Annotated in this window: 10 protein-coding genes and 2 pseudogenes; 8 read left to right on the top strand and 4 right to left on the bottom strand. The window is 36.6% G+C overall.

What is annotated here, in order from left to right; genetic code table 11:
• Positions 1–226: 226 nt before the first annotated feature.
• The 6 genes from AB2B49_RS09095 to AB2B49_RS09070 all read left to right on the top strand — a co-directional run bounded on the left by AB2B49_RS09095 (position 227) and on the right by AB2B49_RS09070 (position 6,042).
• Positions 227–1,132 carry a DNA-3-methyladenine glycosylase family protein gene (locus tag AB2B49_RS09095; protein WP_076984400.1) on the top strand — a complete coding sequence of 302 codons (906 nt, stop codon included), beginning with the start codon at positions 227–229 and terminating at the stop codon, positions 1,130–1,132.
• 26 nt (positions 1,133–1,158) lie between these two features.
• Positions 1,159–1,665, top strand: a complete 507-nt coding sequence (locus AB2B49_RS09090) for a methylated-DNA--[protein]-cysteine S-methyltransferase (protein ID WP_076984401.1) — start codon at positions 1,159–1,161, stop codon at positions 1,663–1,665.
• Positions 1,666–1,768: 103 nt separating this feature from the next.
• The gene (locus AB2B49_RS09085) at positions 1,769–3,274 is read left to right on the top strand and encodes a type I restriction-modification system subunit M (RefSeq protein ID WP_076984402.1); all 1,506 of its coding nucleotides are present in this window, start codon (positions 1,769–1,771) and stop codon (positions 3,272–3,274) included.
• Positions 3,264–4,448, top strand: coding sequence for a restriction endonuclease subunit S (locus tag AB2B49_RS09080; protein ID WP_320691887.1), 1,185 nt, complete (start codon positions 3,264–3,266; stop codon positions 4,446–4,448). Before AB2B49_RS09085 ends, AB2B49_RS09080 begins: the two co-directional genes overlap by 11 nt.
• A 57-nt stretch (positions 4,449–4,505) precedes the next feature.
• Complete coding sequence (gene xerA / locus AB2B49_RS09075) at positions 4,506–5,492, top strand: site-specific tyrosine recombinase/integron integrase (protein ID WP_076984405.1); 987 nt, start codon at positions 4,506–4,508, stop codon at positions 5,490–5,492.
• A 13-nt stretch (positions 5,493–5,505) separates the two neighbouring features.
• Positions 5,506–6,042 carry a restriction endonuclease subunit S gene (locus AB2B49_RS09070; protein WP_125389080.1) on the top strand — a complete coding sequence of 179 codons (537 nt, stop codon included), beginning with the start codon at positions 5,506–5,508 and terminating at the stop codon, positions 6,040–6,042.
• Here AB2B49_RS09070 and AB2B49_RS09065 read toward each other — a convergent pair.
• The gene (locus AB2B49_RS09065) at positions 6,027–6,581 is read right to left on the bottom strand and encodes a restriction endonuclease subunit S (protein WP_076984404.1); all 555 of its coding nucleotides are present in this window, start codon (positions 6,579–6,581) and stop codon (positions 6,027–6,029) included. The genes AB2B49_RS09070 and AB2B49_RS09065 overlap by 16 nt on opposite strands.
• Before the next feature lie 49 nt (positions 6,582–6,630).
• Here AB2B49_RS09065 and AB2B49_RS09060 point away from each other — a divergent pair, with 49 nt between their 5' ends.
• Both AB2B49_RS09060 and AB2B49_RS09055 read left to right on the top strand, forming a co-directional pair.
• On the top strand, positions 6,631–7,095 hold the full coding sequence (locus AB2B49_RS09060; protein WP_076984407.1) for a hypothetical protein: 465 nt from the start codon (positions 6,631–6,633) through the stop codon (positions 7,093–7,095).
• Between the two features lie 40 nt (positions 7,096–7,135).
• The gene (locus tag AB2B49_RS09055; RefSeq protein WP_076984408.1) at positions 7,136–10,249 is read left to right on the top strand and encodes a type I restriction endonuclease subunit R; all 3,114 of its coding nucleotides are present in this window, start codon (positions 7,136–7,138) and stop codon (positions 10,247–10,249) included.
• A 186-nt stretch (positions 10,250–10,435) separates the two neighbouring features.
• On the opposite strand, the gene AB2B49_RS09050 is transcribed toward AB2B49_RS09055, so the two are convergent.
• The 3 genes and pseudogenes from AB2B49_RS09050 to AB2B49_RS09040 all read right to left on the bottom strand — a co-directional run.
• A complete protein-coding gene (locus AB2B49_RS09050; RefSeq protein ID WP_076984409.1) occupies positions 10,436–11,128 on the bottom strand; it encodes an alpha/beta hydrolase-fold protein in 693 nt (230 codons plus the stop codon).
• Positions 11,109–11,240: pseudogene (locus AB2B49_RS09045) on the bottom strand (metal ABC transporter substrate-binding protein); the annotation flags it as partial. The pseudogene AB2B49_RS09045 and the gene AB2B49_RS09050, both read right to left, overlap by 20 nt.
• Positions 11,222–11,692, bottom strand: a pseudogene (locus AB2B49_RS09040) (iron chelate uptake ABC transporter family permease subunit); the annotation flags it as partial. The pseudogenes AB2B49_RS09045 and AB2B49_RS09040, both read right to left, overlap by 19 nt.
• Between the last annotated feature and the right edge of the window lie 45 nt (positions 11,693–11,737).

The following is an 11,737-nucleotide window of genomic DNA, read 5'->3' as shown; positions in this document are numbered from 1 at the left end:
TTACTTGAAAAGTCTAGCTTAATTTGACAATTTAGGATTAGCTCCCAAGAGCTAGAAGTCACAGACCCAGATGGGATTGTGGCAAAGCTCCAAGTCACCTAGTTAAATACGAGATCATCCCCCATCTGTTAAAGATACGGGGATTTTGTTTTTCTGATGAGAAAGCCAGATTGTTATATTTCCGCTTCCAAAATGATGGTATAATAATTAAAAGAAAGGTGTAGATATGTTAGCTAAAAATATAATCTATTTAGAAACGTCATCTATCTTTGACTGGGTACAAATTATTTCCTACTTATCAAGAGAGGAAAAGGAAGTGATGTACCAAGTTGCAAATGACAGAATTAAGCGCTTGTTTAAAGTCGAAAATGAATTTTATCTTTGTACGATTTTTTACAATGAGCAAGTTCAAGAGATATGTATCCAGGCGGAAAATCAGCCTATTTTTTCTGCTGAGGCTAGAAAAGTTATTAGCAATTTTGTCAGAGATTGGTTGGATTTAGATCAGTTGTTAGATGACTTTTATCAGTTTGCACAAGAAGATAATATTTTATCTCCTTTGGTTCAGAAGTTTTACGGACTTCGTTTGATTGGTGTCCCAGATTTTTATGAGGCTATTACTTGGGGAATTTTAGGACAGCAGGTAAATCTTGCTTATGCTTATACCCTAAAAGAACGTTTTGTCAAGAAATATGGCGAAGCTTTTCACTATAACCATGAAACTTACTGGCTTTATCCAAAGCCTGAGATGGTTGCAAATAGTGTGGCTGAGGAGTTATTGGAGTTGCAAATGACTCGTAAAAAAGCAGAATATTTACAAACAATATCAATGCTCTTGTATCAGGGGACCATTTCAAGAAGTTATTATCAAAAGTTAGATACAGCTGAGCAAATTGAAAAAGAGTTGCTTAAACTTTACGGTGTCGGTCCGTGGACGGCTCATTATGTGATGATGCGATGTTTTCGTATACAATCGGCTTTTCCGATGGCTGACATTGGATTGCAGAATGGCATATCTTATATACTTGGTCTAGATGAGAAACCGTCTAAGGAATTGCTATTAAAGTTAAAAAAAGAGTGGGGCACATGGTGTTCATATGCAGTTTTTTATATTTGGCGTTTACTTTATTAGTTGATTTTCATCGAAAAGGAGAAGAAATGTACAAAACTTATTACAAATCCCCAATCGGCCGTATTCTCATCTTGACAGACGGAAATGCCTTGCTGGGACTTTGGCTTGAGGAACAGAAATATTTTGGGGCAGGCTACGATTTGGAGCAAGCGCAACAGGAAGAGACAGAAGTCAGCCGACGCGTCTCTGCTTGGCTGGATGCTTATTTCAAGGGAGAAAATCCCGCGACAGATGAAATTCTATTGGCACCTCAAGTGACTGAGTTTAGAAGCAAGGTTCTGACAGTGCTGCAGAAGATTCCCTATGGGCAAACGGCTACCTATTCAGATATTTTGCGGGAGTTGCAGGCTGAGTATGGAAAAATTGGCTCTGCTAGAGCAGTTGGTAGCGCCATCGGTCATAATCCCATTTCCCTTCTGATTCCCTGCCACCGGATTGTCGGAAGCGACGGCAAATTGACCGGTTATGCCGGCGGCCTTGATAAAAAATCCTTCTTGTTGAAACTAGAGGCAGGGGAGAAAACAAGAGAATGACTGTTTTAAACTATTGATAAGCTAAAAAAGCATCGTTCGGTGCTTTTTAACTTACTTTAAATATGGTAAAATGGATGTGATTAAAATAGGAAAAGAGTATAAAATGGCGAAAAAATCAAACGCAAATATTGGATTTGAAAAGGAACTATGGGATGCTGCAGATTCACTTCGGGGGCACATTTCAGCGTCAGAGTACAGAAAAGTTATTGTCGGTCTCATCTTTTTAAAATATGTATCAGATGCTTTTGAAGAAAAATACCAACAATTACTTGCAGAGGGTGACGGATTTGAGAATGATCCTGATGCATATTCAGAGGAGAATATTTTCTTCGTCCCTGAAATAGCTAGATGGCAATTTATTGCGAGTCATGCCCATTCTTCGGAAATTGGCACAGTCTTGGATTCAGCTATGCGTGAAATTGAAAAGGATAATCCTAGTCTAGAGAATGTCCTTCCTCAAATCTATGCAAGTCCAGACTTAGATAAGCGAGTTTTAGGGGAAGTTGTAGATATTTTTACTAATATTCAAATGTATGAAGGTGAGAATGAAAAAGATTTACTTGGGCGTGCTTATGAATATTGTATTGAACAGTTTGCGGCATATGAAGGAAAACGAGGCGGTGAATTTTATACTCCGACCAGTATCGTAAAAACGATTGTAGAAATATTAAAGCCTTATAGAGGCCGTGTTTATGATCCTGCTTGTGGCTCAGGTGGTATGTTTGTTCAGTCAGCTAAGTTTATAGAGAATCATAGTGGGAATATTAATAATTTATCTGTTTTTGGTCAAGAATCTAATGCAGATACTTGGAAGATGGCCAAGATGAACATGGTTATCCGAGGTATTGATGCGGATTTTGGTGAGCACCAAGCGAACAGCTTTTTCAATGATTTACATCCGACACTAAAAGCTAACTATATCATGGCTAATCCCCCTTTTAATATTTCCAACTGGGGAGCAGATAAACTGCAAGATGATATTCGCTGGAAATACGGAACGCCACCTAATAGCAATGCAAACTATGCTTGGATTCAGCACATGATTCATCACATGGATCCTAGTAATGGCAAGGTTGGCTTGGTTCTGGCAAACGGCTCACTCTCATCGACTCAGAGCGGTGAAGGGGACATTCGTAAAAAAATTATCGAAGATGACTTAATTGAGGGAATTATAGCTCTTCCAGCTAATCTCTTTTACAGTGTAACTATTCCAGCCTGTCTCTGGTTTATCAGTAAAAATAAAAAACAAAAAGGAAAGACGCTGTTTATCGATGCTCGAAATATGGGAGAAATGATTGACCGTAAGCATCGCGACTTTATCGACGAAGACATTAAGAAGTTGGCAGATACCTTTGAAGCCTTTCAAAATGGAAACCTTGAAGATGTTAAAGGTTTTTGTGCGTCTGTTGAAACAGCAGAAATTGCAAAGCAAGATTTTATTCTTACGCCAGGGCGTTATGTAGGTATTGAGGAAAAAGAAGATGACGGAGAACCATTTGAAGAGAAGATGGACCGACTGACGACAGAACTATCAGAACTTTTTATTAAATCCCATAAATTAGAAGATGAGATTCGAGAAAGATTGGGGGAGATTGGGTTTGAAATATAAGGAGGTAAATTTAGGTGAACTTGTTAGCTTTGTTTCAAAAGGTATTCCACCAAAATATATTGAGACTAAATCCGATAATACTATCGTTGTACTTAATCAAAGGACGAATAGAAATTTTCAAATTGATTACTCTTTGTCACGGTTAAATGATTTATTGAAGAAAAAAGTACCTACAAATAAGATACTAATAGATTATGATATTTTGATAAATTCTACAGGCGTTGGAACAGCAGGACGAGTTGCTCAATTAGTAAAAGTACCTGAATTGACTACTGTAGATGGACATATGATAATTGTTAGACCAGATGAAGAGAAAATAGATCCTTTGTATTTAGGTTATGCTCTTAAAGCACAACAAGTAAAAATTGAAGGATTACAAGAAGGATCAACTGGGCAGACTGAGTTAAATCGACAACGATTATTGAATGATATTATTATACAATTTCCTGAATCAAGAAAATTACAACAAGATATTTCCAGACTATTCTTTTCACTTGATGAAAAGATTGAGAATAATAAAAAGATAAATCATCATTTAGCGGCTATTAGTAAGAATTATTTGAAGATTTTCTATTCAAGTAATTCTATTAAATTAGGAGATATATTTGAATTAAAATCAGGCTATGCGTTTAAGAGTAAAGACTGGGTTGACGAAGGTAAACCAGTAATCAAAATAAAAGATATAGATGGGATAACTGTTGATATTACTAATCTAAATTATGTAAAAAATAAGTCTCAATTATCAAAGGCTTCAAACTTTGAGGTGTTTGGAAAAGAAATTGTAATGGCTCTAACGGGGGCGACTACTGGAAAAATCGGCGTTATTCCAAAAAATTTTAAGGGATATGTAAATCAGCGTGTTGGTTTATTTTATGCTAAAACAGAACTTTCTTATGCAGTCCTTTGGTCTATTTTGCAACAGCAAAATATAATTACAGACTTAATCAAACTTTCTAGCGGTTCTGCACAAGCAAACTTGAGTCCATTTTCAGTGAATAGTTATGACTTGAATGTAACATTTAAAGATTTAATTGAGTTAGACAAAGTACTCTCTCCTCTTTATGAGTTATTTTGTTTCAACCTTTCAGAAATTCAAAGGTTATCTAAACTAAGAGATACTCTCCTACCCAAACTTTTATCTGGTGAACTCTCTGTCAATCAAGCCAGTAAATGATGATTTATCGTTTTAAGCTATCCATAGAGTATAATAAAAACGAAAGGTAGGTAGCTTATGAAAGATAAATTAATCACACAAATTACAACAGATATGGCCAATCATTTAAGTACTCAACAATTAGAAAATCTGCAAAAGGTACTAATGGCGGCTTTTATCAATGTAGAAATTGCAGAAATAAAAACAGTAAATAAGCAGAAGAGTAATGAGAAATTGCTTGAGTTATTTATTTCTGCAAAGCGGATTGAAGGTTGTAGTGAAAAGTCTTTAAAATATTATAGAATGGTCATTGAGAATATGTTTACCAGTCTTAATTTGATTGTAAGAGATATAGCGACTAGTGACTTACGGACTTATCTTGCACATTATCAACGAGAACGAAAATCTAGCAAAGTAACTATTGATAATATGCGTCGGATTTTTAGTAGTTTTTTTAGTTGGCTTGAAGATGAGGATTTCATTCTCAAAAGCCCTGTGCGCCGGATTCGTAAGATAAAGACGGATAAAACGATTAAAGAAACTTTTTCTGATGAAGGATTAGAACTGCTGAGAGATACCTGTCATGAAATTCGTGATTTGGCCATGATTGATTTATTGGCTTCAACTGGAATGCGGGTAGGTGAACTAGTGAGATTGAATAGAGAGGATATTAATTTTTATGAAAGAGAATGTATTGTCTTTGGTAAAGGGAATAGTGAGCGAATCGTCTACTTCGACGCTAGAACAAAGATTCACTTGATAAACTACTTGGACAGTCGTCAGGATGATAATCCAGCTTTGTTCGTTTCCTTGTCATCTCCACATGATAGATTGCTAATCGGAGGGGTAGAAACAAGATTGAGACAACTCGGTGTAAAAGCAGATTTAAATAAAGTCCATCCGCATAAATTCAGACGGACATTGGCGACACGCGCCATAGACAAGGGCATGCCCATCGAACAAGTCCAGCACTTACTTGGCCATGTCAAGATAGATACCACCATGCACTATGCCATGGTCAATCAAGCGAATGTAAAAAATTCGCATAGGAAATATATAGGTTGAGGAGAAGTAGAAATTGAATAATTGGAAGAAAGTGAAACTTTCAGATATTATAGAATTTAATCCCCGAGAAACTTTGTCAAAGGGAGCTATTGCTAAAAAAATAGCGATGGAAAAATTAGAACCTTTTACGCGCGATATTCCCGAGTTTGAGTATTTTGAATTTAGAGGTGGTACCAAATTCAGAAATGGGGATACTTTAATGGCACGTATTACTCCAAGTCTTGAAAATGGAAAAACGTCTAAGGTAAATTTATTAGACAAAGATGAAGTAGGGTTTGGGTCTACTGAGTTTATTGTTGTAAGAGCCAAAGAAAATATTAGTGATGAAAATTTCGTTTATTATTTAATGATTGCTCCAAATATCAGAGAAGTTGCTATTAAATCAATGGTAGGAACTTCAGGCAGACAAAGAGTTCAGCTAGATGTTCTCAAAAATCACGAAATTCTATGTCCTCCGTTAAAAGAACAAATTAGAATTGGTAAAATTCTTAAGGTGCTAGATGATAAAATTGAGAATAATAAAAAGATAAATCATCATTTACTGGCTTGATCAATAGAAATTTCGCCAGACAGAAGTTTTGGGAGGAGAGTGTCCCTAATATTAGTTAGTTTATCAATTTCTTTATTGTTGTTGGCTATATTCTCAATAAAGGAGTTGAATAAAAATAATTTTTCTTTATTACTTGTCATAAAAATATCAAAATGTTCTATCTGACCTTTTGTTATAAATTTTATGACAGAACCTCTATGTCCAGAAGTAATATCGTTTAAAAAATATTTAATTGCATAATACAGATAGCCAAAGTGTTCATCATTATTAGGGATTAGAACATAAGTTCTTTGGTAAGCTTCAAATTTTCCATTAAATATTTTAACATTAAAGTCTCCATTACCTGCCAATAAAATTGCTCTAGCATCAAATGAATAATTGTCCGTATAAGAAATGTTTTGAGAACAACTAAAAAACGGATATTCTCCTCCTTTTGCAATATTTGCATCTTTTTTGCCGGTAATAACAGGGAAGAAATCTCCTAATTTGTTGGTGACTTCTTTTTTACTAAACTCTTCTTTAAAAATAGATAAGGCCATCTGCTCTAAATGATGATTTAGCGTACAAAATGAAAAAGGTAGTATAAAATTGAAAGTTATAATTGATTTAGGAAATATTTGGGAAGCACTTTCAGCAATTGGTACGATTGGTGCAGTTGTTGTTTCATTGTATCTTTCTCGTAAAGATTCGATAAATAAAATACGGGTAAGTACACAAGTAATCATTCCAGTAGGTTCTTTGGATAAAAAAATTTATACTAATGTAACGATTACTAATGTTGGGAGACAGGAAGTAATCATTACTCAGATCGGAGTTACTCATTCAAGATATGCAAAAAAGAGATTTGCCTTTATAACAAACATGGGGGTTTTTAATAATACGCTGCCTAGTTATTTAAAAACTGGTGAGTTTGCTGATTTTGGATGTATTCAAGAAAACTTGAGACAACAGTTTATTAATAAGCATTTAAGTGGAAAAAAAGCTTATGGCTATGCTATTGATTCCCTAGGGAAAATATATTTTTCAAAAAAGTTTGTATTATTTGATGAATAGTGTAAGTTTAGTATACTATTTATAGAATGGAGTTTAATTTATGGGATTCACTGAGGACAACTACGAACACGCGGTCATTGAACTTTTTCGTGATAGTTTGGGCTATTCATATGTTTATGGTCCAGATGTAGAGCGTGATTATAGAACACCTTTATATTTGGAAGAGCTTTATTCTGCTTTAGAAAGGATCAATGCTAAGCTACCGACTGTTGCAATTCAAGAGGCAATTGAAAAGTTACAGCGTTTTGAAACAGGTTCCTTGCTTCAAAAAAATAAGATTTTTACAAATTATCTTCAAAACGGTATAGAAGTTTCCTATTTTCATCAAGGAAGAAAACAATCTAATCTCGTTTATTTAGTTGATTTCGATAATGTAAATAATAATTCTTTTACTGTAATTAATCAATGGACAATTGTAGAGAAGAGTAATAAACGTCCTGATATTATAGTGTTTTTGAATGGTTTGCCAGTAGTTGTTTTTGAGTTGAAAAGTCCTTCTCGCCAAGAAACAGATGCTTCTGATGCTTACCGTCAGCTTAAAACATATCAGAAAGAAATTCCAAATTTATTTAACTATAATGCTTTTTGCGTAATGACGGATCTAGCCACTTCAAAGGCGGGGACAATTACTGCTGGTGAAGACCGCTTTATGGAGTGGAAGACCACTGATGGTAGTTTTGAAGATACTCAGTATGCTAATTTTACCACGTTCATTGAAGGTATTTTTGATAAGACTAGATTTTTGGATATTTTAAGGAATTTTATCTGCTTTTCTGAGGATGCTAAGATTTTAGCGGCTTATCATCAGTATTTTGCAGTGAATAAGGCTGCAGTATCTACTTTGAATGCAACTAAAAGCGATGGACGGGGAGGTGTTTTCTGGCATACGCAAGGGAGTGGGAAATCTCTATCCATGGTTTTCTATGCTCATCTGCTGCAGAAAGTTTTAGACTCGCCAACTATTGTCGTTTTGACTGATCGAAATGATTTAGACGAACAGTTATATGGACAGTTTTCCAAATGCCAAGATTTTCTGAGACAGACACCGATTCGGGCAGAGAGCCGTTTGCATCTGAAAGAACTATTGACTGGTCGCCAAGCCAATGGCATTATATTTACAACTATGCAGAAGTTTTCAGAGTCAGAAGAGGCGCTTTCTGATAGAAGAAACATTGTTGTCATGGCAGATGAGGCTCATCGTGGTCAGTATGGACTTGAAGAAAAGATTAAAATTACCAAAGGAAAAGATGGAGAAAGCGAAGCGAAACTAGTCGTCGGAGCAGCCAGACTGATTAGAGATAGCTTGCCTAATGCGACTTATATTGGATTTACTGGAACTCCTATTTCTACTAAAGATAAGTCTACAACAGAGGTTTTTGGTAATTACATTGACGTTTACGATATGACACAGGCGGTTGAAGATGGCGCCACTCGGCCTGTCTATTATGAAAGTCGCGTCATGCATTTAAAACTAGATGAAAGTATCTTGCGTTTGATTGACACAGAGTATGACTTGATGGCACAAAGCGCTGAATCACATGCGATTGATAGAAGCAAGAAGGAATTGGGTCGTCTTGATAGTATTTTAGGGGCCGATCAAACTATTAGTGCCTTGTGTGAAGATATCATTACCCATTATGAAGAAAATCGTGCGCAGGAATTAACTGGAAAAGCAATGATTGTTGCTTATTCTCGTCCGATTGCGATGAAAATTTATCGTACCTTACTTGAAAAGCGTCCGAATTGGACAGAAAAAATTGGAGTTGTCATGACTTCTAGTAATAATGATCCGGAAGAATGGCATGATATAGTAGGGAATAAGCGACATAAAGAAGAGATGGCTAAAAGGTTTAAAGACAATGAAAGCCCATTTAAGATTGCTATCGTCGTTGATATGTGGCTGACTGGATTTGATGTTCCTAGCCTTGCAACTATGTATGTATATAAGCCAATGCAAGGTCATAATCTTATGCAGGCAATCGCTCGTGTTAACCGTGTATACAAAAATAAAGAGGGTGGACTTGTAGTTGATTATATCGGTATTGCAAGTGCTTTAAAGCAAGCCATGAACGATTATACAAATCGAGACAAAGATAACTTTGGGGACACTGATATAGCTAAGACAGCTTTACCAAAGTTTGTCGAAAAACTAGAGGTCTGCCGTGATTTGTTTTATGGGTTTGACTATTCAGAATTCATGCTCTCTAAATCAAGTGATTTAATCAGAGCTAAAACAATTAGTGGCGGGGTAAACTTCTTGTCAAGTGTAGACAAGGAGAAGAAGAAAGAGCTCTTCATAAAAGAATCGTTACTCTTACGCCAAGCGTTATCACTTTGTCGTTCTTTGCTTACTCCTGAGCAACGTTTTGAAGCAGCTTATTTTGAAGCAGTCAGAACATTGCTGACACGAATAACTGGGGAGGGTAAAAAGCTTTCTCTGAAAGATATTAATGATCGTATCAATGAATTACTAAAAGCTTCTATCAAGAGTGAAGGTGTCATTAATTTATTCTCAGATATTGATACAGGATTTTCGTTATTTGATCCTAAATTTTTAGATGAAATCTCTAAAATGAAGGAAAAAAACATAGCGGTAGAACTCTTAAAAAAATTATTACAAGAGCAGATTACCTTATATCAAAGAACAAATTTAGTCAAATCCGAAAAGTTCTCTGAAATTCTTTCGCGAGCGATGAGAGCATATCTGAATGGCATGCTTTCGAATGAAGAAGTTATTGCTGAATTAATGAAAATGGCCAAAGAAATGGCGAAGGCTCACGAAGAGGGAGATTCTTTGGGTCTTACAGATGAAGAATTAGCTTTCTATGATGCTTTGACGCAACCACAAGCAGTCAAAGATTTTTATGAAAATGATGAGCTTGTTGCAATGACTCATGAATTAACGGAGACATTGCGCAAAAGCAGAACTATTGATTGGCAGAAAAAACATTCTGCGCGTGCTCGTATGCGCATGCTTGTTAAACGGCTCCTTAGGAAATACAAATATCCACCAGAGGGTGTTGAAGACGCTATTGTGACTGTTATCAAGCAATGTGAAATGTGGACGGATAACCCTGATAATAATTATGAATCCTATTCGTTTTCTGACCAACTGATGGCTGCTGAAAGTAGGGTAGAATTTAAATCGAAATAAAATTTGACTGGCTATGCCGGCGGCCTTGATAAAAAAGCCTTCCTACTGGAGTTGGAGGCTGGGGAGAAGATTGAATAAATCTTTCTACTCAAGACTTTTACATTTTACTGGTGAGAGCCTTTTGCTTGCATTAATAAACTAAAAATCCCCTTTGTCACTTACAGCAGCTGACAAAGTGGATTTTCATTAGTTGATATGCCATTGTGTGGCCAGCCAGTCGGCAAAGTCAGCATAGCGCTCTTTGAGAGCCTCATGATGACCGTAAGGATCAAAGACGGAGCAAGTGGTAAGGATTTCTTTCTGAATCAAGCGATGAATTTCTACAGCATAAAAAGGAGCTTTGGAAAGTCGATTTGAGTGATTCGCGCCTTCAGTCTTTCCATTCTGCAAATAGACTAGACAGTCCTTGTTTTTCAAGTCCTGTGTCCGGCAAAAGTCGGTAAAACCTGGGTACCAAAAGGAACCGCAGATAGAAAAAACACAGGGAACTTCGCAGACACTATAGAGACTGTAAACAGCTGCTAGTCCACCGAGAGAGTAGCCACCATAGGCAATTCTCTTATCATCCAGTAGGTAGTGCCGTCTGATTTCTGCTAATATACCGTTGAATAGTTTCTGATGGTAGCTATCTGCTCTACCACCAAAATCGGGATTGCCAGGCTTTAGAGCATTGGCTTTCCAGGGTGTATAATCATCCAGCCTGTTGTTTGATATTAGTCCGATCAAGATTACTGATGAAGAAAGCTTGCTCAGGTAGTTTGTCTGTCCATCATTTAGCAAGATTGCTGGATAAGGTCGTGATCCGTCATAATCTTGGGGCAGGGCAATATTGACAGTGATACCCTCCCAGACAAAGGTCTTATTTATTAACAAAGTCATTGATTTTCTCGAGTGAGTCGATTACAGTAGGTCCATAATCCATGAACTCATCATAGGAGATGGTCATGATTTTCTGATTTTTGACCGCTGGGACATCTTCCAGAACTGGATTGTCATAAGGCTGTCAGCATTAGCACCGACAGAAATGATAAAGTTGGAAAAGGCGATAAAAAGGACCACTGCCGATGCCAGAATGGCTCCTATAAAGGCACCTGTGCCAGTAATGGATTTGAGTCCTAAGATAATGCTCAGTGTGGATCCGAAGGTTGCACCCGCTGAAATTCCTAGGATATAAGGCTCTTCGATAGGATTATTGACAGTAGATTGCAAGACGCTGCCACAGACAGAAAGGCCAGCACCAGCTAGGATTCCCAAGATCACTCTTGGAACACGCATGTTCCAAACAATAGCTATTGTAGAGGGCGATAGTTTGTCTGTGCCAAGGGAAAAGCCAAGCTTGCTGAAAATAATCTGGTAAGTATCTTGTATGTCAATAGTAATTGAACCCAAAGAAACAGCTAAAAAGAGGGAACAAGCCAGAAAAATGGTGAGAAGCAAAATCAGACAGTTCTCCTAATTTTAAGACGGAATTCGGTCATCTAGAAGGGG

Source organism: Streptococcus jiangnanensis (assembly GCF_040888325.1).
Taxonomy (GTDB): domain Bacteria; phylum Bacillota; class Bacilli; order Lactobacillales; family Streptococcaceae; genus Streptococcus; species Streptococcus jiangnanensis.
Note: the sequence above shows the minus strand (reverse complement) of the source record. Positions and strands in the feature narration are given on the sequence as shown.